This is a genomic window from Paenibacillus popilliae ATCC 14706 (assembly GCF_000315235.1).
Taxonomy (GTDB): domain Bacteria; phylum Bacillota; class Bacilli; order Paenibacillales; family Paenibacillaceae; genus Paenibacillus_B; species Paenibacillus_B popilliae.
The window spans coordinates 57269-83578 of sequence record NZ_BALG01000042.1 but is presented as its reverse complement, the minus strand read 5'-3'; the positions used below and the strand labels follow the sequence as shown (position 1 = coordinate 83578).

Here is a 26310-nt window from a genome sequence, read left to right as displayed (position 1 = left end):
GCCGTTCCCGGTATTGTTCGGCCCACCGCCGCCCCTCACGTGTATAGTCGATCCAGTTGTGACATGTGCCTGTATTGACGCTAGGCCCGCATAATATGGCCACGTCATTTGCGGTCGTCTCGTCCAGCTTCCAGCGCCTCACCAGATGCGCGCATTGCAGCGTCCCGTATTCTTGGCTCCCTGGTTTCCCGCAGCGCTCACAACGCCCGCCAGCGCGGTCATACGCAACTTGATATACTTCGGGGGATATTCTCCCCCGCTGTTTGGTTGTAGGCTTCAGGCGGCGCGTCTTTGGCTTTGGTGCTGGGTTAAATGGTAGTGTCATGCCCTTCTGCCCCCCTAGAACGGTAAATCACCGTCTGGTATATCGATCGGTCTGCCGTCGTCAGAGAACGGATCCGCTGCCGGACCGCGGGACTGGCTAGAACCTCCTCCTCCGCTGTCGCGGTTGAATTCCAGGAACCGCACATTATCCGCTACAACCTCCGTCACGTATACACGCCGTCCCTCGGTATTGTCAATTTGAGTTTAGTTTGCATCGCTTTCGACATTCCCTCTCACCTCCTCTTAAAATTCTTAAAATCTAAATCCCCTATCAAAATCTAAATCCCATCCGCTCGGCCTCAATGGCCGCCCAGGTGATAAATTTGCACTTCCTTGGGTCGACATACTCCCGGTAGTAACGCTCGGCTAAGTGGTCAAGTACTTCATCTGGTATTGGCATCATTGGTTTCTCCTTTCATAGGCTTGTCCTGTAAATTATGTAGGTTCATGTTGTTTCTTCGTACTTAATTTGCTTCCTTGCTTTTTGCCGCCGAATTAGTTCAACAGCTTCTGGCACAACAATTTTCACTAGCCGTTGCATCTGCTCGGGCGTGAGTGTGATCTTTATACCAACCACCTCATTTTCCCTTCCTACTTGCCCCTTCCCAATTGCTCTTGCTACCATGTATAGCATTTTAGTAATATATACCAGTAGGAGAGTGTCATATTGCCCCCTCACGAAGTAATTCGCGAGTGCGCATCGGGTGAATTCAAGGAAACCTAAGTTCTATGAATATGGCAATCTTGAGCCAAGCCGAGGGAAGTCGCTTGTGTACCTCGGAAGGTGCAACGCATAGGCAGTGCGGACGATAACCAATAACCTGCCCACGAGCGCCCGACATCCCCTTGCGGATGATGATATATGCTGAACTGCATGGAAACATGTAGATGTGTCGGATAAAAAGCCGATACGATAACAATTTGGTTGACTCATTTGCTACGCATGCCACCAGAATTTCTGAAATCTTTGGAGGTGTTTCACCTATGAAGAAAGCACTTTCTAACATGAATCGCCTCGAAGAAACAGTCGCTTCCGTCTCTAACATTGCTGATTTTGTCCCTAACAGAGCACTTATTGGCATGCATCAGGCATCTGGTAAATCGACACTTTGTTTCCATGCAGTTTGAGCTATATCATCATCCCCTCCTACTGGGCTTGTCCTATAAGGCGACTCCGTTAGGAGCCGACAGTTACCATTGCATTAACAAATTCATACTTCTTTCCCGTAGCCATTTCTGCCAACGCCAACTTACAGCGGTTGGGTAGATCAGTCTTACTTGGGTCGATTTCAAACCTTTCACCATTGATGATCATATAGTGCCCTACGAGCTTTAGCTGAGGTCTTTCGCTTTTACGTTTACCCACTCACATCTCCTCCTCGGTTGAGTGTATGTTGTTACGTTTGTCCGACTTGACGGTCTTTTTGTTCTAAAAATTTCCCCTTATGCAGGATAATCAACCTCCCCTGTCGAATATTGGTAGTTATTACTTACCATTAAAAGGAATAGGGGAATTCACTTATGTTAGAAGTTTTACCTCGTACTGAACGCAAATTTAAAGGTAAAAGCTTAACTTCCATTTTGCAGGACTATACAATTCTTGATCTTGAAACAACGGGTCTTGACCCTCGCTTTGAAGAAATCTTAGAACTGTCTGCTATAAAAGTTCGAAATAATGAAGTGATAGACATATTTCAATCTCTAGTCAAACCTGAACATAGAATTGGCGACTTCATTACCAACCTAACAGGCATTACAAATGAAATGGTTAAAGATGCACCTAAAATCGAGAATGCTTTGCCAAACTTCCTGCGTTTTATTGGTGATGATGTAGTTGTTATTCATAACGCTCATTTTGACGTGAATTTTATCTATGACTTTAGCTTGACAATTACTGGAACCCCATTCTCCAACAATTTTGTTGATACTTTGCGATTATCAAGGAAACTATTTCCGGAGTTAAAAAACCATCGTCTAAAAACTTTGGCAGACTATTTTGAACTTACCCTGCCTAACCATAGATCTTTAGATGATTGCAAAGCTGCTATAGAACTTTATCAATTCATTTCAAACCACGTAGCAAGCAATAATTTAAGTTTAGAAAAATTATTTGTCAGAAAGAAATACACTAAGGCTTCCTCAATAACTACCGAAAAAGAAGATTTTGACGAATCACACCCTCTTTATGGAAAAGTTTGTGTTTTTACGGGAACACTTGAAAAAATGTCGCGCAAAGACGCTATGCAAATAGTTGTTGATTTAGGTGGACATTGTGCTGATGGTGTTAACAAAAAATCAAATTATCTCATTTTGGGTAATTTTGATTACTCGAAATCTATAAAAGATGGTAAGAGTTCAAAATTGAAAAAAGCTGAATCACTTATTCTTTCAGGACAAGACTTAGAAATAATCAGTGAAAATGTATTTTATGAACTCGTTGATCAAGATTGATACGATGTACATACTTATTTAAAGGTGCGGCTCTACGCGCCTTTTTGTTCTTGCGCGGATTTATCATTTGTTTCCTGGCTAAACAAGAGAGCATTTATTGTGTTTAAAACATAAGACTGATTCTTAGGGGTTAACTGCCCCGCCAACAAACCAATCTCAAATGCAGCTTTGACTGCTGTTATCTGTGGCGTATTCACTTCCATCACCCCCGTTGCTTGTTTGAGTACATTTTCCTTGTTTAACTCGCTTGTACAATTACAATTTATCTCATTCTTTTGTTTGTGTCAATACAATAAAATAAATAATTTTGTTTATTTCAGTTCTATATGTATTGACATAAGCATTATTGATTGATACTATGGAAACTGTGGAGGTGACAATGTCAAATGAAATTTCCCGAAAAACTCAAGCTTATAAGAAAAGCTAACAATCTTACACAGTCCGATTTCGCTAATTCCATTGGCATATCACGAGGAAATTTAGCCAATATTGAACTTGGAAATGTTGAACCCACTCAACTTTTTATTAACTGCGTATCATTGATGTATAACGTTGATAAAAATTGGTTGCTGGACGATAGTAACGATGACTTAAGCGCCTTAAACGGATCCGTTAATATGCTTGCTCTAATAATGGACAAGTACGAACAACTTGACGATAAATACAAAGCGTTTGTGGAAAAGCAAATAAATCAATTATTAGAACTACAGAGCCAAGGCGGCGAAGGTAATTAAAAACCAAAACCCGCCACGGCGGCTTCCCAAATACATTAAATAATGCGATACTAGACCTACAACCCAAAGGAGCGTGTACGATGAGCGAGCAATTATTACAACAGATTCTTACTGAGCTGAAATCCACCAATCAACGGCTTGATCGAATGGAAACCGATATGAAAGACATGAAAGCCGAGCAACAATTGATTAAACGTGCTGTCATGGAAACCAACGAATCAGTAAAGCGCCTCGAAACTATCCAAGAGCAGCAACACCGTATTATTGAAGTATTGTCTGTCCGCTCCATTGAACAAGAAGCCGCAATAAAAAGCATTAATTAACTAATCCCCTTCCGCTCCGCCTCCTGCTTGAGTTCCTTCATTAGCTCATCAGGCAGGCGGATTGTCGTTTGTCCATTTTGACCTTATGAAGCACTATAATCCTGCGCTTTTTGTGTCTCTAAATGACACGATAGTTCCAAAAAATTTTCGATACTAATCCCTAGTATTAAACTGATTTTTGCAATCTCATCAACGTAAAACCGTGTCTTCCCATTCTCTTTCCTGAGATACCCGGTTTTCGATAGTCCGAGTCGGAAAGCCATCTCTTCTGCCGGAATCCCCGATGTTATTCTAGCTGCTTTAACTGTAACAAACATTCCCTCACCTCCGTTCGTGTCTTTTTGAGACACCACTATCTTACCGGACCCAAATAATTCATGTCAAGACCTAAAATGACACAATGGATAATTTTATTTGTGTTTCGTGTCTTTTTGTGTTTATATAAATATATAAATACCACTGTTGGAGGAATATTTAGAAATGCATGACTCAAAGTTGTTTTATCTAGCGGTCGGAAAAAATATCAAAAGGTATCGCAGTTTGAAGGAGTACAGTTTGCAGGATGTAGCCGATAAGGTAGGGCTAACCAAGAAAACAATTCAAAGATATGAAAATGGCGAAATAAAAATCGATATGAAAAGAATCAGCGACATCGCAAACGCCCTAGATGTAACTGTAAAAGATCTTACAGAAGGAGCCACGTCTTATTTAGGCTTAGATGTCAGCGATCTAAACTCCGTTAGTTTGCCGGTTGTGGGAAAAGTGTCATGCGGAAACGGGGGCTTGACATATGTAGAAATCAGTGGTTATGAATCAACCCCAAAACAGTGGTTGGATGGAGAAGAATATTTCTATTTACGGGCTAAAGGAGACTCCATGACCGGCGCTCGTATTTTTGAAGGGGATTTGCTTCTTATCAGAAAACAGCCAGATGTTGAAAACGGAGAAATAGCAGCGGTGCAAATTAATGATGAAGCAGTATTGAAACGGGTTTTCAAAAGTAGCGGCACAATTGTTTTACAATCCGAAAACATAAATTATGAACCAATTATTTGTCAGGAAGGCACAGTTCTCATTTTAGGGAAACTAAAAAAAATTATGATCGATGTATGAGGAGGTCAAGATGAGAGTAGCTGCATATATCCGTGTATCCACTGACGAACAGGCGGAAAAAGGTAATTCCCTTAATGAGCAACAGGAACGACTCTCAGCGTATTGTAAAGCTATGGGCTGGCAAACTCCTACGTTTTACATTGATGATGGCTATAGCGCAAAGGATTTGCGTCGCCCCGGAATCCAGCGCCTCCTATCCGATCTGGAGCAACGAAAATTGGATGTCATCCTGACATCAAAGCTTGATCGCCTGTCTCGAAGCTTGCTCGATCTGCTTCAGACTGTAAACAAACTTAGTGAATACGATTGCAGATATGTATCCGCATCTGAAAGTTTTGATACTTCAACAGCGGTCGGGCGCATGGTACTGCAACTACTCGGCGTATTTGCAGAGTTTGAGCGAGAACGAATCAGCGAACGTGTAAAGGACAATATGCTTTCTCTCGCTAAAAATACTACAAGGGCGATTACACAGCCTTGTTACGGATATGAAGTAGAAGATGGGCAGTATGTAATCAACGAGGATGAAGCTCGCTTTGTCCGAATTATGTGCGATCTCGCGGAAGAAGGGGCTGGCCACCGCATGATTGCCAAAAAATTAAACGATCTCGGATCAACAACTAAGCGCGGTAAGATGTGGGATCAAGTAAATATAAAGCGCCTACTTCGCACCGAAACAATTGCCGGGATTATGGTTTACAATAAACGCGAAACCAAAAACGGTAAGGTTATCATGCGTGATAAGTCTGAATGGATCATAAAAAAAGATAATCACCCCGGCATCATTACTCCTGAGCGATTTGCACGAATTCAAGCGATTATGCAATCTCGATCGCGAGCCCATAAGCATGCTGATAACGAAACCTATCTACTAACCGGATTAGTTAAGTGCAAGCATTGCGGCAAAAATATGAAGGGAAGCACAAGCCGACACAAAAGAATAAATAACGAATACACCTATTATCGTTATATTTGTTCATCATATGTTCTTGGTTATGGGTGTAAGCACCACGCGGCGCACCGCGATGACTTAGAAAAAATGATCCTTGAAGAAATGAGAAGGATAGCAACATCCTCCGATAAAGAACTGAAATTAAAAGTAGCACCATCGAGTAAGATCGCAGACGAAATAAAAGAAATAAGGGCTCAACTCATAAAAGTGGATAAACGTATCCAAAAACAAATTGAAGCATATGAAAATGATCTAATTTCAGCAGAGGACTTAAAATCTGCTAGTAAACGAGTTGAAATTGAACGACGCCAACTAAATGACCAATTATCGAAGTTGGAAGCAGAAAAAAGGGGGGCTAGCGAAGTAAAAAACAATATCACTAAACGCTTAAACGAGGTAACAGCCATAGACCGGTTAACAGCGAAAAGAGCAATGCGCGATTTGATCTACATGATTGAATTAGGGGACGGTGAAATCAGCATCACGTGGAAGGCATAGATCTATGTCGTGTCTTAATATACATTCGTATCGCCCTTCGCTTGAATATAGGCCGCCGTCCAAGGCACCCCGCCCGCATTTTCATAGAACAGCGCGCTGTCGTGAGCGACATAATGCGCCCCGAGCCCGGCCGCTTCCAATTGCTCCGGCGTCGCGTCCTTGGTCAGCTTGTATACCATGGTGGCGATCATTTCCAGGTGGGCGAATTCTTCCGTCCCGATATCGGTCAGCAAGCCGATGACCTTATCCGGAATCGAGTAGCGCTGATTCAAGTAGCGAAGCGCCGCCGCTAGTTCCCCGTCGGCTCCACCGTACTGCTCCAGCAGCAGCTTAGCCATGCGTGGATCGCATTTGCTGACGCACACCGGATATTGAAGCTTCTTCTCATATACCCACAATGCCGCTTCCCTCCTAATGTTGTTTCCCCGTCTTCCCCGGGGCTTCCGTTACACCTGCCACGGCCACGGCGTGTCTGTCCAGGACCAAGGGCAATTCGAATAGAAGCCGCCGGCCTGAAGGGGGCCGAACTTCTCCTGGAACTGCCTCGCCACCTTCATCCGCTCATGAACATAGTAATTGAACTGTTGGATCGCCTGAGTGTCACCGGGATGCGTGTCCAGATACAGATTCAGCTCGACCAGCACAAAATCGATTTCCTGCAGTTGGAGCAGGCTGTCATAATACTCCTGAGTGCAGAACGGGTGCGTGCCATGAGTGCTCAAGCCGTTCCCTCCTCCCGTCCGCCCTTCGGTCGATAAGGACTATATAATGCCGGCCACAGTGTTCCACACCGCAGCGCCTGCGGCGGCGGGAATTGCGGCAAATTCGGGGGTTGAAACGTAATGAACAGATTCGGCGGTACGACATAGGTCTTGTAGGGCAGCGACGGGCAAGGATCGCACGGACCACGATACGGTATATAAATCCGTTCCTGCGAATGCGCTCCCGACCCGCATGCGGACGGCATCGCTGCCGGGTCGGTCCAGCCATACGCTTGCTCGTTCTCCATGATGCTCGGTTACCTCCTTTATCAAGCGGATACATAACGCTTCACTTCCTACTCATATGAGCTTCCTGGAATGTCCCATGACATGAAATAAGCCGCTCATCGCTTCGTCATGGAATTGTCACTCTGCCGGAGCAGACGGTTGACCGTCTCGCGCCGAACTCCGATCAACTGCCCGATCTCCTCCTGCGTCAGCATATCGGTAAGCGGGGTCTTGTTCGTCATGCTGTCCAGCCACCGGGTCAGCAGCGCCAGCCGCTCGGCAGGAGATCCGATTGTCAGATGATCGAGCCGCTGCTGCATGAAGCGAAGCTTCTCCTGCAGCAGCTTGGCCACTTCGAGCGCTTTCCCGGAATTGTTCCGCAGTTCCTCATACCACGCCTCCGCTTTCATCCGCTTTACCGTACTGGTGACCATGGCCGTTGCCGTCCCATGGCAATCCTTCGGGGAGATAAGGGAATGATGCGGCACCATCTCGCCCGGATACAATATATTGAACAGCACAATGTTCCCGTTCTCATGCAGCCGGGTCACTTTGAACAAGCCGCTCACAATCCGGTACAGGTACGTGCCCGGATCGCCTTGGCGGAACAATATCTCCCCGCGATGCAGCGTAATCTTCATTCCTGCTCACTCCTTCTTCCATCCCAGCTCTTTCCTTTTCCTCTGTTCTTCATTGTAAACCATTTTGATCCCTTCCACCATTATTTACCGATTGAAACAAGAATACTTGTTCGTTATATTAGTCATAAAACAGAACTCAAGTTCGTATAATGGGGTATAAGCATATCCTCGCACCTCCCGATTTCAAGCAGGGGGGCCGCATGGATGGACGTTACGCAAGGAGGAACCCGGTATGACTTTATTGTCCACGACAAGCGGACCTCCGCCTCATGACGGGGAAGACGCCCTGTTGGTGAAGCAGTATACCCTTCAGACCTTCGTCCTCGACGTGCTCGAGCGCGATATCGGCCGCATTGCCATCTCGGGGCTGAAGATGGGAGAAATTTATATTCAGGGGCTCCGCCAGGCGCAGGATGACGCTGCCTCCGATCTGTTCCGCATCCGGAAGCAGTTCCGGCACCGCGGGATTAAGATCGTGTCCGAGGAACGGCTGGAGCACGGCGTGCGCGTGCAGTACGTGTGCCGGGGGTACCACCGCTCCTTCTACATGATTCGCGGCCTGATCCGAGCCGAGGTGAAGAGCCTGCTGCAGCGCTATCTGCATATCTCTGGCGACCCGGGTGAACCGAAGGGGACAGCAGACAGCTAAGCCGTATCCGGCGTGGAACGGGCAGCCGATTCCATAAACTTCATTTGCATAGAGAATATACGTTCGGTATATAATAGACACGAATACATGTTCTTATTTTTTAGACTCGATTGGTTGAGGTGGGTGGTTACATTGAGCGGAAGCAAGGAACGGAGTATCTTTTTGGCGGACTGTCAAAGCTTCTATGCCAGCGTGGAAAAAGCGGAGCACCCGGAATATAAACATATGCCGCTCGTTGTGTCCGGAGATCCCGCGCGCCGATCGGGAATCATTCTGGCCGCTTGCCCGATAGCCAAAAGCTATGGAGTAACAACGGCCGAACGGCTTGGGGAAGCCCTGAACAAGTGCCCCCGCCTGATCGTGATGCGCCCCCGCATGCAGCATTATATCGACGTCTCGCTGCTCATTACGCAAATCTATGAACAATTCACCGATCTCGTCGAAACGTTCAGCGTCGATGAACAATTTCTCGACGTGACCGGGAGCCGGACGCTGTTCGGAGACCCTGTCACCATGGCCAGAGAGATTCAGCGCCGCGTACTCGAGCAGACCGGAGTATGGATCCGGATCGGGATCAGCTCCAATAAAATTTTGGCCAAGATGGCTACGGATATATGGGCCAAGAAAAACAAAGAGGGCATCTTCGCCCTGGCTCCGTCCGACATCGAGACGCTGCTGTGGCCCCAGCCGGTCAACAAAATGTTCGGTGTCGGCTCCCGCATGACAACCCATTTTGCCCGCCTGGGCATGACGGCCATCGGAGATATCGCCAGAACCCCGCTGCCGCAGCTCAAGGACAAATTCCGCGCCCGCTTCAGCAAGCAGTCGGACATTCATGCCGAAGTGATGTGGCGCACCGCCAACGGCCTTGATGACAGCCCCGTCTCCCCGGATACGTTCCGCACGCCGCCGCAATCGGTCAGCCATATGATGACCTTGCCCCGGGACTACGCCACGGAAACGGAAGTAGATACGATTCTTCTCGAGCTTACGGAGGAAGTGTGCCGGGATTGCCGACGCAAAGGATATATGGGCTCGGTGGTCACGGTGAACTGCATGTGCAGCCCGTACGAAGCGCCGACCGGGTTCTCCCGCCAACTGATGATGCCGGATCCGACAAATAATACGAACAAAGTATTTACAGCGGCCAAGCAGATTTTTTATACGTTTTGGAACCGCAGGCCGGTCCGCCGCGCCGGCATCACGTTAAGCAAGCTGGTGGACGATCAACTGTATCAGCTTACCCTGTTCGAGGATCAGGAAAAAGCCAGAGCATTGGAAAGAGCTACGGACGGCATCAAGGAACGGTACGGCAATGCGGCGATCGTCCGCGCCTCGTCCCTGAGCGCCGCCGGTCAGGCGGCAGACCGCGCAGCCAAAATCGGGGGGCATTATAAATGAGCAAAAAACTCCAAAAAAACGGTCTGTGGGAATCGAGCAGAATGATGCTTCCCCAGCATAAGGAAGCGCTGTTGAACCGCCGCCTCGATCTCGATCAGCCCGCTCGCCCTGCTCCACCCTCCCCTCCGAAGCGGGAAGATCTGGAGCTGATGAAAAACTATGTCATGCTTTCCCATTTGCAGACGATAGTGACCCGAAAAATCTGGGACATCGAGCGCTCCTCCGAAACACTGAAGTCGCTGTATGCCCAGGCCGGCCAGATTCTTGCGCAGCATATTGACCGGGATTTGTCCAAGGCAGGACGCGCCATGCTGGACAATAACATCCATCTCTTCGCGGGGGAGCACGACGGCCAGGCGATCACGTACCCCTATACATGCCGCTGCTGTGAGGGTAGCTTCCTTATTACACGAGAATATATGCGTGCCGACATAAGCAAGAGGCTGGGAAGATATACCGATCATCTGGTGGCGGCTCTCCGGAAGTCCTCCATCCGGTCGTGATCAGAGGGAACCAGCCAGTCCAGTCCCATCTGAAGAGTACGGCACCGAAAATCAGTTTATCGTCGGCTACCGTAGAGGAGTCAGACGTTTCCTGCTACGAGGCCTGTAGTAAAAAACTGCTTATGGGACAGCCCCTTTGACGAGACAGCCTCCTGCCTTAGCGGAACATCCCCCACAGCTTCAGGAGATGGAACGTATTGTTCGGGTCAATCTTCTGCGCCAGCACGAACTGCACCATTGCTTCCTCCTGCTGAGCGCTGATGGACTCGTTCAGCACAGAGGCGATCTGGCGCAGCAGCCGCCGGACCGTATGGCGGTTCTGGAGATCCGCCTTCGTCACGCCGTCTACAATCTGCTTGACCCGCTCCTTCAAGGCGGGCTGCTTCATCTTCCGTTTCATCCGTTCAACGAGCTGCGGGCTGATCCCGTATTTCGTATAGCTCATCTTCGTCGACACACCTCCGGAACACAAATTGGCCAGAGCTCATCGCAGCGAGCTCCGATGGCGCTCTGTTTCAAATATATGTCCGAACGCTTGTCTACTATCCGCCCGAATGGCCGAAGCCGCCGGAACACCATCCGTCCGGCGCCCGGGTACGGCTCGGGGCTAGTCCATTCGCTCGCCCTGGAGCAACTGCTCACGCTGCAGCACCTCGCGCAGGCCACCGTAATCCGGCGACGTCCAGAACGTTTCCGACCGGATCATCGCAGCCGCATCATCGCGCGCCTGCTCCAACACCGCGTAGTCGTTCGCCATATCCGCCAGCCTGAACTCCGGCAATCCGCTCTGCTTCGTCCCGAAAAAATCTCCCGGACCGCGCAGCTCCAGATCGCGCTGCGACAGCTCGAATCCGTCCTCGGTCTCGGTCATGATGCGCATCCGCTCCCGGCCGACCTCCGACTTCGGATCGGCGATCAGCACGCAATACGACTGATGCCCGCCCCGGCCAACCCGGCCCCGCAGCTGATGAAGCTGCGACAGTCCGAACCGCTCTGCATCCATCACGATCATGAGCGTCGAATTCGGCACATCCACGCCGACCTCGATGACCGTCGTCGAGACGAGTACCTTCGTCTCTCCTGCGCTGAAGGCACGCATTGCCTCATCTTTCTCGACCGGCGTCATCCGTCCGTGCAACAGCCCGACAGACAGATCGGGGAAGGCCTGTTGCATCTGCACATGCACGTCGATGGCATTTTGCACGTCAAGCTTGTCCGATTCCTCAATCAACGGACAGATAACATAAGCCTGATGCCCGGCTTCCGCTTCCCGGCGAATGAAGCCCAGCACCCGATCGAGCATGTCGTGCTTGACCCAATACGTCTTTATCGGCTTGCGGCCCGCTGGGCGTTCCCGAATCGAAGACACGTCCAGGTCGCCGAAGACCGTAATCGCCAGCGTTCGCGGAATCGGGGTGGCCGTCATCATCAGCACATCCGGATTCCAGCCCTTCCGACGCAGAATGCTGCGCTGATTGACCCCGAAGCGATGCTGCTCGTCGGTGATGACGAGACCGAGCTTACGGTAATGGACATCCTCCTGAATCAGCGCATGCGTCCCGACCATGATGTCGATCATGCCCATCTGCAACGCCGCAAGCACATCGCGGCGCTTCCGCTCGGTCAGACTGCCGGTCAGCAGGCCGACCTCAATGCCATGGGGCTCGAACAGCTTCGACAGCGAACGCATATGCTGCTCCGCCAAAATTTCCGTCGGGACCATTAACGCCCCCTGGTATCCCGCCCGGACTGCGGCATACAAAGCGGTCGCGGCAACGACCGTCTTGCCGGATCCGACATCGCCCTGCAGCAGCCGGTTCATGCAGGACGGTTGACGCATATCATGCAAAATGTCGGTAATCGCCTGCTTCTGCCCGGCCGTCAGCTCGAACGGCAGACTGCGAGTAAATTGGCGCACCGTCGTATTGTCAACCATGAACGCAACGCCGTCGGAACGCTGGCGGGTAAGAGCCCGGAAGGCATGCAGCTTCAACTGGAACAGCAGTAATTCTTCATAGACGAGCCGCCGCCGCGCCTGCTTGCCTTCTTCGACATCATGCGGCAAATGCATCGCCCGTACCGCTTGCTTGCGCGGCAGAAGCCGATAACACCGGAGCATCTCTGGCGGCAGTGGTTCCGTAATCGCTTCGCCGAACTGCTGCAGCGCCTGGGCAATCGTCTTGCGCATCCACGCCTGCGTAATCTTGCCCCCGATCGAGTAGACGGGCTGCAGCGTGCCAATCCGGCTCGTCCCTTTATCGGGGAATTCCGATGTCGACACGGTCAGCTGCATCCGGCACTGATCCCACTTGCCGGTCAGCACAATATCCCGCCCCTGCTCCAACTGCTCGCGCAGGTACGGGCGGTTGAACCAGGTGGCCGTAATCAGCCATTCCTCCACCAGCACGCGGCAGGTCAGTCTGGATTTGCGGCCGAACCGCTGCAGGAGGGGCTGGGTCATAATGCGTCCTTCGACAGTAGCTTTGTCTCCATCCTTCACTTCGTTCAGACGGCGAAGATGAAAATCTTCATAGCGGAAAGGGAAATAATCGAGCAAATCGGCAACGGTAAAAATGCCAAAGGCGTGAAGCTCAGTTTGTTTCAACGCGCTCACGCCTTTGACCATGGTTACGGGACATTGACTCAATGAAATCATGGCCGGTAACGTCCGTATCCTGTCAGGACGATGCTTCGTCCGCAGGCCACATGAAGACGGCGGCGACGCCAGTACCGACATGCGTGCCGATGACGGAGCCCACGATCGTGTAGTCCATGGATCGAACATCTAATGTATTCTGAATCGCTGCTGCCAAGTCATCCGCTGCCGACGGATTGCTCGTATATCCCATGACCGTATGTACCGGTCTTCCCTCGAATTCCTGTTTTAACATTTCCAAGATGCGGGCCACCGCTTTCTTATGTCCGCGCACCTTTTCCACCGCATACACTTCCCCCTCATCATCGATAGAGAGAATCGGTTTAATATTGAGCAGTGTGCCGAACAAAGCCGCTGCTTTGCCGATACGGCCACCCTTTTGCAAATATTCCAATGTATCAACCAGAAAAAAAAGCTTGCGTTCCTGCTGATATCGTTCAATCATGGCCAAAATTTCTTCTTTCGCATGGCCGGCCTCCGCCATCTTGGCGGCCTCCACCACGGTAAGCCCGAATCCGTAGGATGCCGACTTCGAATCAACAATCGTAATGTCGGACTTTTCTTCCATCATGTTCTTCGCCAGTACTGCGGATTGATACGTTCCGCTGAATGCAGCCGACAGATGAATCGAAATGATCTGCGTGTCCGGCTCGGCATTCAACCGCTTGAACACTTCCAGGAACTCGATAGGAGAAGGCTGGGACGTTGTAGGCAGCCACTTCGCTTCAACAAGCAAATGATAGAACCGCTCTGCACTGATCGTGACCGCATCCTGATACATATCATTCCCGAAATGCACCTTGAGCGGAATCATCTCAATGTGATAGCGTTCGCGTAATTCCTGCGGAATATCCGCTGTGCTATCCGTGACGATACGGATAGATGCCATTCACATCCCTCCTTCGTTACTCTACTGAGACAAGATATGCATAAATAGGCTGTCTGCCCTCATGAACTTCCACTTCCGCGTCCGGATAATGCTCGCTCAGCCATTCGATTAGCGCTTCCGTATCTTCCGCCTTCGCCTCTTCGCCGGTAAGCAGCGTAATGACCTCGCCCCCGTCCTCCAGCATCTTCTCGAGCAATTGCTGCAGCGTGTCGCTTATGGATTCGGTCGTCACGATAATCTTGCCGTTGGCGATGCCCATATAATGGCCCGCCTTGATATCCAGCCCGTCTAGCGTCGTATCGCGCACGGCATAAGTAACTTGTCCAGACACAATATGGCTGACCGCATCCTGCATCGCGGTCCGGTTCACCTCCAGATCCTCGTCCTCCTGGAAGGCGAAGGCCGCCGCAATGCCTTGCGGTATCGTCTTCGTCTCGATGACCGTCACTTCACGATCCACGAATTCGGCAGCCTGCTTCGCCGCCATCACAATATTCGAATTGTTCGGCAGGATGAAAATGTGCTGCGCCGTAATCTTGCCAATGGCATCGATGAAATCCTGGGTGCTCGGATTCATCGTCTGTCCGCCGGACAAGACAATGTCCACCCCGAGGCTGGTGAAAATGTCGTGGATGCCCTGCCCCATCGCAACAGCGATGAAGCCGTAAGGAGCAATCTCATCAGCAGGCGGCTCCATCAGGGCGCTCTCCGTGACGATATCCGCGATCGGCATCTCCGCGAACAGCTCCGGCATCGCGGACACTTCTCCATGCTCCCCTTGCAAAATATCGCGATGCTGCTCGCGCATGTTCAAAATCTGAATCCGGATCAATTCCCCGTACTGCATCGCCAGATCAAGTACTTCGCCCGGCTTGCGGGAATGAATATGGACTTTGATCATATCGTCGTCTGCGATGACGATAATGGAATCCCCATTTTTCGCAAGCGCTTTCCTGAATATATCTTCATGAAACGGCATAGCTGCAGCGCGATTGCGGGTACGATCGATAAAGAATTCCATATCGTATAAAAACTCGATGTCTTCCGTTTGCAGCTTGGCTTGCGCCGACATTGGCGCCGCAGTCGTCTTCTCGGCCGGAACAACCGCCACTTCCGATATGACAGCTTCGGCGGCAGTTCCTTTCGCCCCTGCTTCCAGCACAGCCAGAAATCCTTCATAAATATAGACCAAGCCTTGTCCGCCGGAGTCGACGACACCGACTTGCTTCAGCACAGGCAGCATATCCGGCGTCTTGGCCAGCGCTTCCTTGGCCTTGTTCGTCACTTCCCGCATGAAATCGACCAAGTCCGGCGTCCGGCGCGCAATATAGACGGCATGCTTCGCCGCTTCTCTAGCGACCGTCAAGATCGTGCCTTCCACGGGCTTGACAACAGCTTTATAAGCAGTGTCCACGCCGCCTTGCAGCGCGTGGGCGAACTGGAATGCGTTCACTTCGTCAAGGCCGGCTACGGCCCGGCTAAATCCCCGGAACAATTGGGACAGAATCACTCCCGAGTTCCCTCGAGCGCCCATAAGCAGCCCTTTCGACAGCACCTCCGCCGTTTTGGCGATAGACGTGGACGGCTTCGCTTTCATTTCGGTTATGCCCGCAGTCATCGTCAAATTCATGTTCGTCCCCGTATCTCCATCCGGGACTGGAAAGACGTTCAACGTATTGACGTGTTCGGCATGGCGATTGAGCGAATCGGCCCCGCCCAGCACCATACTGGCAAATTGTGCTCCATTTAAAGAACGCTTGTTCAACGAAAATTCCCCTTCCTAGCTTAATACGCGTACGTCCTGTACAAAGATGTTCACTTGATCCACCGCGAGACCGACGTCGTGTTCGAGTACATACTTCACCTTGGCTTGGATGTTGTGCGCCACCTCGGAGATTTTGGTTCCGTAACTCACAATAATATATAAATCGATATGTAGACTATCGGATTGTTGGCGCACTTCAACACCACGCGACAAATTACCACGTCCGAGCAACTCGGCAATACCATCCTTCAATTGCTTGCGCGATGCCATTCCAACGAGTCCATAACATTCCATAGTCGCAGAACCAGCAATCACCGCCACGACTTCTTCCGAAATGTTCACCTTGCCGAATTCCATATCGAGTTGGATAGCCATGGTTCACTCCACTCCTTTTTTTGAGTATTATGGACTAATCAACATTGTACTATAATAGAAAAGAGAAATAAACAAAGTTTTTGATTTGGTTGACTACAGATTTTAAAATATGATATCATATTTAGGTATTTAACGTATGAAGGGTGCTTTGGGATAAGGAGGTGTAAGGCATGGCTCGCAAATGTTATGTAACGGGGAAAAAACCAGGCTCGGGTAATCACAAATCGCACGCGAACAACAAATCTCGCCGCTCTTGGGGCGTAAACGTACAAAAGGTTCGCATTTTGGTCGATGGCAAACCGAAACGCGTATACGTGAGCACGCGTGCATTGAAGGCAGGTAAAGTGACTCGCGTCTAGTCCCGGCCTCCATATAGAAAGAGCACCTGAAGCGCAATCAGGTGCTTTTTTTGATTGCCCCTTCCTTCGCGATCATTCATCTCGACGAACCTTGGATAGGCTTGTATCTCAACGGCTTGGGCTTGCCTCGGGGGAATCACGGCCCCGGCGCTGTCATACCAGCGCGGCACCGCCGGCGACTGGTTATGGATGGTTCTTGTCCGGCAGGGTGTATGGCGGATGCCACCACGGCAATCCTCCACCGAACGGGCATCCTCATCCAAGTGCGGCTGGGCCGCTGCCCCATGCTTGCCGGACAGCCGTCCGGAGCTCATTACCGTTACTGCCTGTTGCCCCGCTCCCGCATATGCGCTCACAGATCGGATGGATGGATACCGACTCAGCTTCAATGCCGCCTGGAACGTCAGCTTTTTTGAAACGTATTTAAAATCGCCTTGACGAAACCTCCCAAAAACTTCGGCAGCTTAAATGTATAAAACTTCATCCTCCACCCTCCTCGTCATTCTCATCCTACCCCGCTAGTCTCTTGCAACATAAAAAAGGTTACATGAGAGATCTGTGCTCATGTAACCATCATATGCCGCAGGCCATTCATCTATGCACGGGCGACAAGCCTGATCCGCGCCCAATTATGTGGCAGGTGCCGGCATCTACTGCATGGATAAATTAGGGATATATGAAAGCTATACGATGCCAGCGGCAGCGCCGTTCTTCACATCGACATTCTCCCCTTCTCCGGCGCTCCGTTTCTGTCATTGCCGCGCGTGCACTGCCGATTCACGGATGGACTGAATGGCCGCTTCCCGGCTGGCCGCTCCGTAGACCGCGCTGCCTGCCACGAGCACGTCCGCTCCCGCCGCAGCGACCAATGGCGCCGTCTCCGCCGTAATTCCGCCGTCGACTTCAATATGAGTCTCTGCCCGGCCCAGTTCGTCCAGCCGTTGGCGAAGACGGCGAATTTTGTCCGTCATCGAAGCGATGAACTTCTGTCCGCCGAATCCCGGATTAACCGTCATGATAAGGACCAGATCCAGATCCAACAGCACCTCTTCGATCGCTGACAGCGACGTTCCCGGATTCATCGCCACGCCTGCCCGGGCACCGGTCTCCTTAATCTGATGCACAACCCGATGGAGATGAGGGCATGCTTCCGCGTGCACCGTAATGACATCGGCGCCTGCGGCGGCGAACGCAGCGAGATACTTCTCCGGCTCGACAATCATCAAATGCACGTCCAGCGGCAGCGCCGTATGCGGGCGGATCGCTTGCACAATGTTCGGCCCGAGCGTCAGGTTCGGCACGAAGCGGCCATCCATCGCGTCCACATGAATCCAGTCGGCGCCTCCCTGCTCCACATTCCGAACCTCTTCGCCCAGCTTGGCGAAGTCGGCCGATAAGATAGAAGGGGCGATACGAATCGTTTGCAGTGCTGTCATGTCAGTACCTCCGTCGTTTGTCTTTCATTTCGTCGAAAAATAACAGGTAATGTTCATAGCGCGAATTGGCGATCAAGCCTTCCTGAACAGCCTCCTTCACTCGGCAGCCCGGCTCGTGAATATGAGTGCAGCCCCTGAACTTGCAGTCGCCCGCATAGCTTCGGAATTCACGGAAGCACCAGCCGATCTGCTCCACCCCAAGCTCAAGGAAATCAAGCTGGCTGAATCCGGGCGTATCGGCAATATATCCGCCCTGCGGGAGCGGCAGCAGTTCGACGTGGCGTGTCGTATGCTTGCCCCGGCCCAGCCGCTGGCTAATCTGGTTCGTCTCCAATGACACCCCTGGGAGCATCGCGTTCAAGAGAGAGGACTTGCCGACGCCGGACTGACCAGCGAATACGCTGATCTGATCGGCTAGCCGGTCTGCCACGCCTTGATAGCCGAATCCCCCCTTGGCGCTTGTGACAATAACTTCATATCCGATGCGCTGGTACAAGGCGATTAACTCTTCCATCCGGCAACGCATACGGGCCGACTCCTCCTCCGGAAGCCGATCGAGTAGATCCCACTTCGTCAGCAAAATGACCGCCTCCACCTCCGCATGCTCGATATGGACAAGGAACTTGTCCAGCAGATGCATGTTCAGCTCCGGCTCCGTCATCGAGAACACGAGCGCCGCCAGCGATACATTGGCGATGGGCGGCCGGATCAGCTCGCTCGCGCGCGGATCGATCTCGTCCACCACGCCCTCTCCGTTCTCGGTGAAGGAGTAGACGACACAGTCGCCGACGAGCGGGGACACGCCCTTCTTCTTGAAAATGCCGCGCGCCCGGCACTGCACTGTCTCTCCGCCCTGCTTCCCCTCTTCTTTCACGTAATAATATCCGCTCAACGCCTTGACGATAAGGCCTTTAGGCATGCTTATCTACCACGAACATATCGATTCCCTCCATGTGATTCGAAGTTAGAAGGGCCCCTCCCATCGTCACCGCAGACCCGATGGAAGGGTGGCAATCCCCGCCCGGAAGAAGGCTTGCAGGCAATCACTCGTCCGAGCCTATTCCTCCCCCTTCTTTTTGGCCTTCCCATTCTCCTTCGCTTTGTCCTTGATTTTCTCCTTCAATCTCTTGTCCTTGCTTGGACGGGAGAGCGTCTACAACCGGTATCTGCACTGTGCCCTGCTTGGCATCTTTATAACTTACCGTATACGTATCCAGGAATTGATCATCCCGGTACAATAGGATGACCCCGTCTTTGTTCGGAGCGAGCACAAGCTCTACGTTCAAGATTTGGGTTGACGTTATTTTCTGTGTTCCCCATTCTTTATTCTCTCCGGTTGCATCCGTATAGACGATGCGGATCGTGCTTGTCTTGCCATCCACCTGCGGAGCCACAATCAGCGGGAACGTATAGTGCAGCGCCTCCGGCGGGTAGCCCGAACTGACATAAATGCGAACCTCCGAGCCCTTGGCCACCGGATCGTTGGGCTCGAACGGTTGCTGCTTGAATACGCGGCCAGCCGGCTGCTCGTAACTCGACTCCTCGATAATGCCGTCCTTGGCCAGCTTCAGCCCGCTCGCCTCAATCTTGGCGATCGCCTCTTCCTTCGTCGTGCCGACGAGATTCGGCATGCCGAACGTTTCTCTGCCTTTGCTGACCAAGAGCTTCACGGAGGCATTACGCGGATCAACCTTCTCTCCGGAAGCCGGAGTCGTACCGACTACCGTTCCCGGCTCGGCTTCATCGTCGAATACCGGCTCCTGCGTGATGCGAGAGCTATCGAACCCGATCTCGGTCAACCGCTGAATGACCAGTTCGGACGGGTTCCCGGTATAGTCCGGCATAGCGATATACGGCGAACCTTCACTTACATAGAGCCGGACGCTCGATCCTTCCTTGACTTTCGTGCCTTCCGGCTTGCCCTGATCGAAGACAACGCCCTGCTCGAAGCCCTCCTTCGGTTCCCTCACAATCGGGTCCTCAACCTCAATCTTCAGCGCGACCAAGGTGTTCAACGCCTCCTGCTCCGTCATTTGAACGAGGTTCGGCATGACGACTTCCTTGACGACAAGCAGGCCTTTCACATAGAAGACGACGCCAATCAGGATGCCAAGGAACAGCAGCGTCACCCCGATCCAGACCGTCGGCTTCACCCACCCTTTTTGCGCCGGCTTGGCTGGTTCACTTCCAGCTGCCATAGCAGCGGCTGCTGGCGCCGCTCCGGGGTACGTATCCGAAGGCTGCCGCTCCTCCCGCTCCTGGGCCCGAATGGCCGGCATGACGCGCGTTTCTTCCGGGTCCTCATATAATTTGCGCTGGGCGAACATCACCTTCGCTTCATGCGCCCGCTCCGGAAACAGGCTAGTCTCCAGATCGCGCAGCATTTCCGCGGCAGATTGGTACCGCTCTGCTGGACTTTTACGCATCGACTTTAAAATAATATTTTCCACGCTTTGCGGAATATGCGGATTCACCTTGCGCGGTTCCTCGAACGGCTCCTGCAAATGCTTGAGCGCGACGCTAATCGGGCTTTCGCCCAAAAACGGCAGTCTGCCGGTAAGCATTTGGTAGAGCACGATGCCGAGAGAATACAGATCGGACTTCTCCCCCGCCGAGATTCCTTTTGCATGCTCTGGCGAAAAATAATGCACCGAGCCAACGACCGATCCCGTCTGGGTGATGGTCGAAGACGTGACGGCCCGCGCGATACCGAAATCCGTTACTTTCACCCGGCCATTGCGGCCGATGAGTATATTATGAGGCTTAATATCTCTATGAATAATCCGGTTCTGGTGGGCATGGTCGAGCGCATCGCATATTTGCGTCGCGATCCGAACTGCTTCCTCGACCTGCAGCGGAGCACGCTGCTGTATAATCTCGTTCAGATTATGCCCTTCTACATATTCCATAACAATATAATGCGTGTCGTCCGTTTGGCCGACATCGTAAATGCTGACTACGTTCGGGTGGCTCAGCGAAGCGGCGGACTGGGCCTCTCGCCGAAATCGCTGGATAAACTCCTCGTCATGCACGAACTGCTGGCGCAGCATTTTGACCGCGACATAACGGTTCAACAGATTATCCAATGCCTTATAGACGAGAGCCATGCCACCCCCGCCGATTCGGGCGGTAATCTCATACCTTCCGGCAAGTGTTGTTCCTATCACGTACTCAATCCTCCTTCCCGGCGTCAGGATGCTCCAGCAGCACGACCGTAACGTTATCGTCTCCGCCGGCCTCAAGCGCCTGGCTAAGCAGCCGGTCTGCCCGTACACACAACGGGAGCGACGGATCGATGACGGTGCTCCAGATATGGTCCTCATCGACCATGCTGGTCAAGCCGTCGCTGCACAGAAGCAGCGTATCGCCTTCGTCATACTCTACCGGGATAATATCCACCTTCACCTGCTCATCGGTGCCGAGCGCCCGCACCAGCACGTTGCGCCGCGGATGGCGCTCCGCCTCTTCCGGGCCAATCTGGCCGCTCTTGACCAGCTCATTGACCAGTGTATGGTCCTCCGTCAGCTGAACGATCCCCCGCCGTCCGATTCGATAGGCACGGCTGTCGCCGATATGCCCTATGTATCCGCTCGTCTGCCCAGACGGAAACAACACCGCTACAATGGTCGTTCCCATATGGTGGTACTTTTCATCCTGGGACGCAATATGGAAAATCGTATGATTGGCGCGTAAAATCGCGTCTTCCAACGCTCCCGCCAATTGCTGCTCCTCCATCTGCTGCGGCAGGGCTGCCAGCTCGGAGACTACGGTCTCTACCGCTAGGAGGCTCGCGATATCGCCTGCTCGATGTCCGCCCATGCCGTCCGCGACAACGGCGATTTCATAGCCGTTCGCCAGCTCGGATACATAAGCCCGATCTTCATTGACTACGCGTACGCGCCCAACATCCGAACGATGCACCGCTCTCATTCTTCCTCACCTCGCATTGGACTCCAAATGCTTGGCACGCAGTTGGCCGCAAGCGGCGGCAATGTCATGCCCCTGCTCCCGCCGGATGGTCGAGTTGATGCCCCGATCCAGCAGCGTGCGATGGAACTTGAAAATATCGTTGCGCGGAGTGCGGATATAGTTACGCTCGGGTACATAGTTGACCGGAATCAGATTGACGTGGGCCACCATCTCCATCCGCTTCAGCACGTCCGCCAACTCCTCCGCATGCTCCACCTTGTCGTTCACGCCCCCGATGAGAGCGTACTCGAACGTAATTCTGCGCCCGGTCTTCACCTGATAGTGCTTGAGCGCCTCCATCACCTCAATGAACGGAAAGCGGCGGTTGACCGGCATCAGCTTCGAGCGCAGCGCGTCATTCGGCGCATGGATCGAGATTGCGAGATTAATCTGCGTGTTCTCGTCCGCGAACCGGTAAATGCTCGGCACAATGCCGCTCGTCGACACGGTAATATGGCGCTGCCCGATGTTCAGCCCTCTCTCATGAATCATCGTCCGCAGGAACGCCATCGTCGCATCGTAATTCTCGAACGGCTCGCCTGTCCCCATAATGACGATGCTGCTAATACGCTCGTTCGTCTTGTCGAGCATCTTCTGCGCTGTGACGACCTGAGCAACGATCTCTCCCGCTGTCAGGTTGCGCTTCAGCCCACCCAGCGTCGAGGCACAGAACGTACAGCCGACGCGGCAGCCGATCTGAGTTGTGACGCAGATGCTGTTCCCGTAGCTATGCCTCATGATGACCGTCTCGATCGCATGATCGTCATGCAACCCGAACAAAAATTTGACGGTGCCGTCCTCGGACTTCATATGCGTAATGACCTTCAAGTTCACGAACGCGAAGCTCTCATCCAGCTTGCCGCGCAGCCCCTTGGACAGATTGGTCATCTTCTCGAAGCTGGTTACCCGCTTCACATAGAGCCAATTAAATATTTGCCCGGCCCGAAAAGCAGGCTCTCCTTGTTCCTTTAGCCACTGCTGAAGCTGCTCGAACGTATAGTCATATATAAATGGTTTCATGTATAGTTCAACCTTTCGCTTCATCACTTGTCATGCAGTCGATCTATTTTACCACAAATGGCGCCCTTGCCAAAAGCCAAGCCAAAATCGCATCCTCCGTGTTACTCTAACCGTCGACAGCCTCTTATCCGAGTATATAACCAACCCTCCCCCATATATGCGCATGTCCCCCTGTAACGCCGAGAAAAATTCACCCCGCAAGCAGATATTCCAATCGTCCATGGGCTCGTTTTTCTGAAACCGATGAGGGGAGACGACGCAAAAAAATGGCGAACCATCACGTTGCTGTACACAAAAGGGACTTACGCACATCCTCTTTCCTGACTGTTTAGGAAAATGAGCTTATAGAACGCCAATAGCCGCATCGTCCAAACGGAGCAACCGTATAGTCGATGCGGCCATATACCTGTTCTATTGCCTCAGTTCCGTTCCGCGCCCGCTTCTCCAGGCCCGTCCGTGCGCTGCAGACAGGCAATGAAGAAGCCGTCAGATCCGGCATCCTGAGGGAATACCTGCAGCATGCCGGCCGGACTCCTCCGCAGCGCGGCGTCCAGCGCGTCCTGCGGCAGGGCGTGCGTCCACGACGCATCCAGCGCCCAGCCCGGCGATCGTTCCAGGAAACGGCGGACGGCATCCCCGTTCTCCTCCGGCTCCACCGTGCAGGTCGAATAGACGAGCCGGCCGCCGGGGCGCACCATCCGCGCCGCTTCCGTCAGCAGCCGCTCCTGAAGCGCGGCGATCGCGGCGACATCTTCCTCGCGCTTCGTCCACTTTATGTCCGGCTTGCGGCGAATGACGCCGAAGCCGGTGCACGGCGCGTCCAGCAGCACGGCGTCGAATGATGCGGGCGGAAGGGCTTGTCCCAGCTCCGCCGCATCAACGTTCATTACGTGCAGCGACGTCAAGCCGAGTCGGGTGGCTTGCTCCTCGATAAGCCCCACCTTGTAGGCGTGAACGTCGTTCGCCGTGACTTCGCCCCTATCACCCATCCGTTCGGCGATATGGGTCGATTTGCCGCCTGGCGCGGCACAGCAATCAAGGATGCGCATGCCCGGTTCCGGCCGCAGCGCCTCGACGACGAGCATCGAGCTCTCGTCCTGCACCGACAGGCGGCCGGCGCGATACCAGGCGCTGTGCGCCAGGTTTCCGGCGCCGGCGGCTACGATGCCGTCCGGCGAGAGCGCGGACGCTTCGGCCCGGTAGCCGTCCGCGCGCAACTCGGCCAGCAGCGCCTCGCGCGTGCCGCGCAGCCGGTTTACCCGCGCGCTGCTATGGGGCGGCCGATTGTTCGCCGCGCACATGGCAGCCGTCTCGGCTTCGCCGTAGGCTGCGATCCAGCGGGCGATGAGCCACTCCGGATGCGAATGCTCCCAAGCGATGCGGTTGACGGCGCCGTCGGCCAGCAGAGCGGTCCACAGCTCCGGTTCGCGCATGACAGCGCGCAGCACGCCGTTCACGAAGCCGCCCATCGCCTGCTGCCCGCGCCGCTTCGCGATCGCGACCGCTTCGTTCACCGCCGCATGCGGGGGCACGCGGTCAAGATAGCGAAGCTGGTAGGCGGTCATCCGGAGCAGATTGCGAACCCAGGGCTTCAGCTTCGCCAGGCCGCGCTGCACCTTCCGCGCCAGCACGCTGTCGATCGTATTGAGGCGCTGAATCGTGCCGTACACCAGCTCCGTTGCCAGCGCGGCATCCGCCCGTTCCAGTTGCGCTTCCTTCAGCGCTCGGTTCAATTCCAGATTGCTGTAGGAGCCTTCCTTCTCCACCCGGACGAGCACCTCCAACGCAACGTCACGCGACGTCAACCGTCTGCGGGGCGGACGTCGTTCTCCTCCGTTCATGACAGCACCGTCCCTGGCTGCATTTTGCCGCCACGAAGGAACTCGGAGGCCGGCATGGCCTTCTTGCCTGCAGGCTGCACTTCAAGCAGAGAGAGGACACCTTGTCCGGTCTGAACGCGAAGGCCGTCCGCTCCGGCCGTCAGGACGGTGCCCGGGGCCGCCGCGGCTTCTCCCGGGACCACAGGCTCCGGCCGACACACCCACACCTTGAATACTTCACCGTTCCAGGTGGTGAAGGCCCCGGAAAACGGAACGAGGCCCCGCACCTGATTGGCGATCTGCTCCGCCGGGCGCATCCAGTCCATTCGCTCGTCCTCGCGCTTCAGATTCGGGGCGTAGGTCGCCTCGTCATGGGGCTGCGGCACAGCTTCGACCCGGCCGGCAATCATATCCGGCAGCGTTCGCCGGAGCAGATCCGCTCCGGCCTCGCTCAGCTTCGCGAACATCGTGCCTGCATTGTCGTCCGCGCCAATCGGCACCTCAACCCGGCTAATCATGTCGCCGGTATCCATGCCTTCCGCCATATACATAATGGTGACGCCCGTCACCGTCTCTCCGTTCATAATCGAACGCTGAATCGGCGCGCCGCCCCGGTACTTTGGCAGCAGCGAGCCGTGCACGTTGATGCAGCCGAGCCGGGGAATATCGAGCACTGCCTTCGGCAAAATCTGGCCGTACGCCGCCGTCACGATCAAATCGGGCTGCAGGGCTCGGATATCGTCCACCGTATCCGAGATGCGAAGCTTCTCCGGCTGCCACACCATCAATCCGTGCTGTAGCGCTTCCGCCTTTACCGGCGTCGGGGTCATAACCCGCTTGCGGCCGATGAGACGATCCGGCTGCGTCACGACAGCCACGATCTCATACCCTTCCTGGATCAGCATGCGGAGGGAAGCGACGGCAAAATCCGGCGTCCCCATAAATACGATCTTCATCATTCCGCCTTCCTGCCTTCACGCGGAACTTCATACACGCTCTCCGCAATCTCGGTGAACAAAATGCCGTTCAAATGGTCAATCTCATGCTGGAAGGCGCGGGCCAGGAAATCCGACGCCTCCACCGTGAACGTTTTGCCGTGGCGGTCAAGCCCTTGCACCGTAATATGCTCGTAACGGCGCACATCGCCGTTCAGCCCCGGAATGCTAAGGCATCCCTCCGTGCCGAGCTGTTCTCCTTCCGCCTTGAGAATGATAGGGTTAATCATCTCAATCAAGCCGTGCTCGTCTCCGACATCGACGATGATCACGCGCTTCAAAATTCCAATCTGAGGCGCGGCCAGGCCGACGCCGTCCGCGTGGTACATCGTGTCCGCCATATCATTCAGCAGCTTGTGAATATTCGGGGTCAGCTTCGTGACCTCCTTCGCCATCTGATGAAGAACCGGATCCGGTTCATGTACGATAATTCGCAATGCCATAGGGC

At 53.2% G+C, this 26310-nt stretch carries 33 protein-coding genes and 2 pseudogenes; 10 read left to right on the top strand and 25 right to left on the bottom strand.

Features of this window, described 5'->3' with window-relative positions; genetic code table 11:
* The 3 genes and pseudogenes from PPOP_RS21685 to PPOP_RS25045 form a co-directional block, all read right to left on the bottom strand.
* A partial coding sequence (locus PPOP_RS21685; protein WP_148277831.1) for a hypothetical protein occupies positions 1-325 on the bottom strand: 325 nt, incomplete at its 3' end.
* A gap of 14 nt (positions 326-339) precedes the next feature.
* Positions 340-519 (bottom strand): annotated as a pseudogene (locus tag PPOP_RS20045) (single stranded DNA-binding domain-containing protein); the annotation flags it as partial.
* A 76-nt stretch (positions 520-595) separates the two neighbouring features.
* Complete coding sequence (locus PPOP_RS25045) at positions 596-727, bottom strand: hypothetical protein (protein ID WP_267879053.1); 132 nt, start codon at positions 725-727, stop codon at positions 596-598.
* Positions 728-1308: 581 nt separating this feature from the next.
* Between PPOP_RS25045 and PPOP_RS22535 the strand changes: the two genes are divergently transcribed.
* A complete protein-coding gene (locus tag PPOP_RS22535) occupies positions 1309-1452 on the top strand; it encodes a hypothetical protein (RefSeq protein WP_006285033.1) in 144 nt (47 codons plus the stop codon).
* A 49-nt stretch (positions 1453-1501) separates the two neighbouring features.
* Here PPOP_RS22535 and PPOP_RS05165 read toward each other — a convergent pair whose 3' ends face one another.
* Positions 1502-1690 carry a hypothetical protein gene (locus PPOP_RS05165; protein ID WP_006285032.1) on the bottom strand — a complete coding sequence of 63 codons (189 nt, stop codon included), beginning with the start codon at positions 1688-1690 and terminating at the stop codon, positions 1502-1504.
* A 155-nt stretch (positions 1691-1845) separates the two neighbouring features.
* Between PPOP_RS05165 and PPOP_RS05160 the strand changes: the two genes are divergently transcribed.
* On the top strand, positions 1846-2775 hold the full coding sequence (locus PPOP_RS05160) for an exonuclease domain-containing protein (RefSeq protein ID WP_006285030.1): 930 nt from the start codon (positions 1846-1848) through the stop codon (positions 2773-2775).
* Positions 2776-2807: 32 nt separating this feature from the next.
* Here PPOP_RS05160 and PPOP_RS22530 read toward each other — a convergent pair whose 3' ends face one another.
* Entirely contained in the window at positions 2808-2972 is a 165-nt protein-coding gene (locus tag PPOP_RS22530) for a hypothetical protein (RefSeq protein ID WP_006285029.1), read from the bottom strand.
* 189 nt (positions 2973-3161) lie between these two features.
* Between PPOP_RS22530 and PPOP_RS05155 the strand changes: the two genes are divergently transcribed.
* Both PPOP_RS05155 and PPOP_RS05150 read left to right on the top strand, forming a co-directional pair.
* Complete coding sequence (locus tag PPOP_RS05155) at positions 3162-3509, top strand: helix-turn-helix domain-containing protein (RefSeq protein WP_006285028.1); 348 nt, start codon at positions 3162-3164, stop codon at positions 3507-3509.
* Positions 3510-3589: 80 nt separating this feature from the next.
* Entirely contained in the window at positions 3590-3832 is a 243-nt protein-coding gene (locus PPOP_RS05150) for a hypothetical protein (protein WP_006285027.1), read from the top strand.
* Positions 3833-3915: 83 nt separating this feature from the next.
* Here PPOP_RS05150 and PPOP_RS05145 read toward each other — a convergent pair whose 3' ends face one another.
* Positions 3916-4149, bottom strand: a complete 234-nt coding sequence (locus PPOP_RS05145; protein WP_006285026.1) for a helix-turn-helix domain-containing protein — start codon at positions 4147-4149, stop codon at positions 3916-3918.
* 163 nt (positions 4150-4312) lie between these two features.
* Between PPOP_RS05145 and PPOP_RS05140 the strand changes: the two genes are divergently transcribed.
* A complete protein-coding gene (locus tag PPOP_RS05140; RefSeq protein ID WP_042227493.1) occupies positions 4313-4945 on the top strand; it encodes a LexA family protein in 633 nt (210 codons plus the stop codon).
* A 10-nt stretch (positions 4946-4955) separates the two neighbouring features.
* Positions 4956-6395, top strand: coding sequence for a recombinase family protein (locus PPOP_RS05135; RefSeq protein WP_006285023.1), 1440 nt, complete (start codon positions 4956-4958; stop codon positions 6393-6395).
* Positions 6396-6424: 29 nt separating this feature from the next.
* On the opposite strand, the pseudogene PPOP_RS05130 reads toward PPOP_RS05135, so the two are convergent.
* The 4 genes and pseudogenes from PPOP_RS05130 to PPOP_RS05115 form a co-directional block, all read right to left on the bottom strand.
* A pseudogene (locus PPOP_RS05130) lies at positions 6425-6793 on the bottom strand (manganese catalase family protein); the annotation flags it as partial.
* A 48-nt stretch (positions 6794-6841) separates the two neighbouring features.
* The gene (locus PPOP_RS05125; RefSeq protein ID WP_006285020.1) at positions 6842-7117 is read right to left on the bottom strand and encodes a spore coat protein CotJB; all 276 of its coding nucleotides are present in this window, start codon (positions 7115-7117) and stop codon (positions 6842-6844) included.
* Entirely contained in the window at positions 7114-7362 is a 249-nt protein-coding gene (locus PPOP_RS05120; RefSeq protein ID WP_042227497.1) for a spore coat associated protein CotJA, read from the bottom strand. Before PPOP_RS05120 ends, PPOP_RS05125 begins: the two co-directional genes overlap by 4 nt.
* Before the next feature lie 138 nt (positions 7363-7500).
* Positions 7501-8025, bottom strand: a complete 525-nt coding sequence (locus tag PPOP_RS05115; protein ID WP_006285018.1) for a Crp/Fnr family transcriptional regulator — start codon at positions 8023-8025, stop codon at positions 7501-7503.
* 232 nt (positions 8026-8257) lie between these two features.
* Here PPOP_RS05115 and PPOP_RS05110 point away from each other — a divergent pair, with 232 nt between their 5' ends.
* The 3 genes from PPOP_RS05110 to PPOP_RS05100 all read left to right on the top strand — a co-directional run bounded on the left by PPOP_RS05110 (position 8258) and on the right by PPOP_RS05100 (position 10578).
* Positions 8258-8674 (top strand): YhjD family protein, encoded by a 417-nt coding sequence (locus tag PPOP_RS05110; RefSeq protein ID WP_006285017.1) that lies wholly within the window; start codon positions 8258-8260, stop codon positions 8672-8674.
* A 132-nt stretch (positions 8675-8806) separates the two neighbouring features.
* Positions 8807-10075, top strand: coding sequence for a DNA polymerase IV (locus tag PPOP_RS05105; protein ID WP_006285016.1), 1269 nt, complete (start codon positions 8807-8809; stop codon positions 10073-10075).
* Positions 10072-10578, top strand: coding sequence for a YhjD family protein (locus tag PPOP_RS05100; RefSeq protein ID WP_006285015.1), 507 nt, complete (start codon positions 10072-10074; stop codon positions 10576-10578). The genes PPOP_RS05105 and PPOP_RS05100 overlap by 4 nt, the downstream gene beginning before the upstream one ends.
* Before the next feature lie 157 nt (positions 10579-10735).
* On the opposite strand, the gene PPOP_RS05095 is transcribed toward PPOP_RS05100, so the two are convergent.
* The 5 genes from PPOP_RS05095 to PPOP_RS05075 all read right to left on the bottom strand — a co-directional run bounded on the left by PPOP_RS05095 (position 10736) and on the right by PPOP_RS05075 (position 16263).
* Positions 10736-11023: a stage VI sporulation protein F gene (locus tag PPOP_RS05095; RefSeq protein ID WP_042227492.1), complete on the bottom strand. Its 288-nt coding sequence runs from the start codon at positions 11021-11023 to the stop codon at positions 10736-10738.
* Positions 11024-11185: 162 nt separating this feature from the next.
* Positions 11186-13234: an ATP-dependent DNA helicase RecG gene (gene recG / locus PPOP_RS05090; protein ID WP_093470977.1), complete on the bottom strand. Its 2049-nt coding sequence runs from the start codon at positions 13232-13234 to the stop codon at positions 11186-11188.
* 22 nt (positions 13235-13256) lie between these two features.
* Positions 13257-14123, bottom strand: a complete 867-nt coding sequence (locus tag PPOP_RS05085) for a DegV family protein (RefSeq protein ID WP_006285012.1) — start codon at positions 14121-14123, stop codon at positions 13257-13259.
* Positions 14124-14139: 16 nt separating this feature from the next.
* Positions 14140-15849, bottom strand: a complete 1710-nt coding sequence (locus PPOP_RS05080; protein ID WP_006285011.1) for a DAK2 domain-containing protein — start codon at positions 15847-15849, stop codon at positions 14140-14142.
* A gap of 54 nt (positions 15850-15903) precedes the next feature.
* Entirely contained in the window at positions 15904-16263 is a 360-nt protein-coding gene (locus PPOP_RS05075; RefSeq protein WP_006285010.1) for an Asp23/Gls24 family envelope stress response protein, read from the bottom strand.
* Between the two features lie 170 nt (positions 16264-16433).
* Here PPOP_RS05075 and rpmB point away from each other — a divergent pair, with 170 nt between their 5' ends.
* Complete coding sequence (gene rpmB / locus PPOP_RS05070) at positions 16434-16622, top strand: 50S ribosomal protein L28 (RefSeq protein ID WP_006285008.1); 189 nt, start codon at positions 16434-16436, stop codon at positions 16620-16622.
* Here rpmB and PPOP_RS05065 read toward each other — a convergent pair.
* The 10 genes from PPOP_RS05065 to def form a co-directional block, all read right to left on the bottom strand.
* Complete coding sequence (locus tag PPOP_RS05065) at positions 16619-16936, bottom strand: hypothetical protein (RefSeq protein ID WP_042227491.1); 318 nt, start codon at positions 16934-16936, stop codon at positions 16619-16621. The genes rpmB and PPOP_RS05065 overlap by 4 nt on opposite strands.
* A gap of 89 nt (positions 16937-17025) precedes the next feature.
* Positions 17026-17106, bottom strand: a complete 81-nt coding sequence (spoVM, locus tag PPOP_RS05060) for a stage V sporulation protein SpoVM (RefSeq protein WP_006675261.1) — start codon at positions 17104-17106, stop codon at positions 17026-17028.
* Positions 17107-17374: 268 nt separating this feature from the next.
* A complete protein-coding gene (rpe, locus tag PPOP_RS05055) occupies positions 17375-18058 on the bottom strand; it encodes a ribulose-phosphate 3-epimerase (protein WP_006285007.1) in 684 nt (227 codons plus the stop codon).
* 1 nt (position 18059) lies between these two features.
* On the bottom strand, positions 18060-18977 hold the full coding sequence (gene rsgA / locus PPOP_RS05050; protein ID WP_006285005.1) for a ribosome small subunit-dependent GTPase A: 918 nt from the start codon (positions 18975-18977) through the stop codon (positions 18060-18062).
* A 124-nt stretch (positions 18978-19101) separates the two neighbouring features.
* The gene (pknB, locus tag PPOP_RS05045) at positions 19102-21225 is read right to left on the bottom strand and encodes a Stk1 family PASTA domain-containing Ser/Thr kinase (RefSeq protein ID WP_006285003.1); all 2124 of its coding nucleotides are present in this window, start codon (positions 21223-21225) and stop codon (positions 19102-19104) included.
* Between the two features lie 4 nt (positions 21226-21229).
* On the bottom strand, positions 21230-21988 hold the full coding sequence (locus PPOP_RS05040; RefSeq protein ID WP_042227490.1) for a Stp1/IreP family PP2C-type Ser/Thr phosphatase: 759 nt from the start codon (positions 21986-21988) through the stop codon (positions 21230-21232).
* A gap of 6 nt (positions 21989-21994) precedes the next feature.
* Positions 21995-23047, bottom strand: a complete 1053-nt coding sequence (rlmN, locus tag PPOP_RS05035; RefSeq protein WP_006285000.1) for a dual-specificity RNA methyltransferase RlmN — start codon at positions 23045-23047, stop codon at positions 21995-21997.
* A gap of 419 nt (positions 23048-23466) precedes the next feature.
* The gene (gene rsmB, locus PPOP_RS05030; RefSeq protein ID WP_042227489.1) at positions 23467-24888 is read right to left on the bottom strand and encodes a 16S rRNA (cytosine(967)-C(5))-methyltransferase RsmB; all 1422 of its coding nucleotides are present in this window, start codon (positions 24886-24888) and stop codon (positions 23467-23469) included.
* A complete protein-coding gene (gene fmt, locus PPOP_RS05025; protein ID WP_006284998.1) occupies positions 24885-25823 on the bottom strand; it encodes a methionyl-tRNA formyltransferase in 939 nt (312 codons plus the stop codon). Before fmt ends, rsmB begins: the two co-directional genes overlap by 4 nt.
* Positions 25823-26305 (bottom strand): peptide deformylase, encoded by a 483-nt coding sequence (def, locus tag PPOP_RS05020; RefSeq protein WP_006284997.1) that lies wholly within the window; start codon positions 26303-26305, stop codon positions 25823-25825. The genes fmt and def overlap by 1 nt, the downstream gene beginning before the upstream one ends.
* Positions 26306-26310 lie beyond the last annotated feature (5 nt).

What these genes read in the sequence shown, in the direction of transcription:
- PPOP_RS25045 (WP_267879053.1), bottom strand. Translation starts at nt 727, where the DNA reads ATGATGCCAATACCAGATGAAGTACTTGACCACTTAGCCGAGCGTTAC.
- PPOP_RS22535 (WP_006285033.1), top strand. Translation starts at nt 1,309, where the DNA reads ATGAAGAAAGCACTTTCTAACATGAATCGCCTCGAAGAAACAGTCGCT.
- PPOP_RS05160 (WP_006285030.1), top strand. Translation starts at nt 1,846, where the DNA reads ATGTTAGAAGTTTTACCTCGTACTGAACGCAAATTTAAAGGTAAAAGC.
- PPOP_RS05155 (WP_006285028.1), top strand. Translation starts at nt 3,162, where the DNA reads ATGAAATTTCCCGAAAAACTCAAGCTTATAAGAAAAGCTAACAATCTT.
- PPOP_RS05150 (WP_006285027.1), top strand. Translation starts at nt 3,590, where the DNA reads ATGAGCGAGCAATTATTACAACAGATTCTTACTGAGCTGAAATCCACC.
- PPOP_RS05145 (WP_006285026.1), bottom strand. Translation starts at nt 4,149, where the DNA reads ATGTTTGTTACAGTTAAAGCAGCTAGAATAACATCGGGGATTCCGGCA.
- PPOP_RS05140 (WP_042227493.1), top strand. Translation starts at nt 4,313, where the DNA reads ATGCATGACTCAAAGTTGTTTTATCTAGCGGTCGGAAAAAATATCAAA.
- PPOP_RS05135 (WP_006285023.1), top strand. Translation starts at nt 4,956, where the DNA reads ATGAGAGTAGCTGCATATATCCGTGTATCCACTGACGAACAGGCGGAA.
- PPOP_RS05120 (WP_042227497.1), bottom strand. Translation starts at nt 7,362, where the DNA reads ATGCCGTCCGCATGCGGGTCGGGAGCGCATTCGCAGGAACGGATTTAT.
- PPOP_RS05115 (WP_006285018.1), bottom strand. Translation starts at nt 8,025, where the DNA reads ATGAAGATTACGCTGCATCGCGGGGAGATATTGTTCCGCCAAGGCGAT.
- PPOP_RS05110 (WP_006285017.1), top strand. Translation starts at nt 8,258, where the DNA reads ATGACTTTATTGTCCACGACAAGCGGACCTCCGCCTCATGACGGGGAA.
- PPOP_RS05100 (WP_006285015.1), top strand. Translation starts at nt 10,072, where the DNA reads ATGAGCAAAAAACTCCAAAAAAACGGTCTGTGGGAATCGAGCAGAATG.
- PPOP_RS05095 (WP_042227492.1), bottom strand. Translation starts at nt 11,023, where the DNA reads ATGAGCTATACGAAATACGGGATCAGCCCGCAGCTCGTTGAACGGATG.
- recG (WP_093470977.1), bottom strand. Translation starts at nt 13,234, where the DNA reads ATGATTTCATTGAGTCAATGTCCCGTAACCATGGTCAAAGGCGTGAGC.
- PPOP_RS05085 (WP_006285012.1), bottom strand. Translation starts at nt 14,123, where the DNA reads ATGGCATCTATCCGTATCGTCACGGATAGCACAGCGGATATTCCGCAG.
- PPOP_RS05080 (WP_006285011.1), bottom strand. Translation starts at nt 15,849, where the DNA reads ATGGTGCTGGGCGGGGCCGATTCGCTCAATCGCCATGCCGAACACGTC.
- PPOP_RS05075 (WP_006285010.1), bottom strand. Translation starts at nt 16,263, where the DNA reads ATGGCTATCCAACTCGATATGGAATTCGGCAAGGTGAACATTTCGGAA.
- rpmB (WP_006285008.1), top strand. Translation starts at nt 16,434, where the DNA reads ATGGCTCGCAAATGTTATGTAACGGGGAAAAAACCAGGCTCGGGTAAT.
- PPOP_RS05065 (WP_042227491.1), bottom strand. Translation starts at nt 16,936, where the DNA reads ATGAGCTCCGGACGGCTGTCCGGCAAGCATGGGGCAGCGGCCCAGCCG.
- spoVM (WP_006675261.1), bottom strand. Translation starts at nt 17,106, where the DNA reads ATGAAGTTTTATACATTTAAGCTGCCGAAGTTTTTGGGAGGTTTCGTC.
- rpe (WP_006285007.1), bottom strand. Translation starts at nt 18,058, where the DNA reads ATGACAGCACTGCAAACGATTCGTATCGCCCCTTCTATCTTATCGGCC.
- rsgA (WP_006285005.1), bottom strand. Translation starts at nt 18,977, where the DNA reads ATGCCTAAAGGCCTTATCGTCAAGGCGTTGAGCGGATATTATTACGTG.
- PPOP_RS05040 (WP_042227490.1), bottom strand. Translation starts at nt 21,988, where the DNA reads ATGAGAGCGGTGCATCGTTCGGATGTTGGGCGCGTACGCGTAGTCAAT.
- rlmN (WP_006285000.1), bottom strand. Translation starts at nt 23,047, where the DNA reads ATGAAACCATTTATATATGACTATACGTTCGAGCAGCTTCAGCAGTGG.
- rsmB (WP_042227489.1), bottom strand. Translation starts at nt 24,888, where the DNA reads ATGAACGGAGGAGAACGACGTCCGCCCCGCAGACGGTTGACGTCGCGT.
- fmt (WP_006284998.1), bottom strand. Translation starts at nt 25,823, where the DNA reads ATGAAGATCGTATTTATGGGGACGCCGGATTTTGCCGTCGCTTCCCTC.
- def (WP_006284997.1), bottom strand. Translation starts at nt 26,305, where the DNA reads ATGGCATTGCGAATTATCGTACATGAACCGGATCCGGTTCTTCATCAG.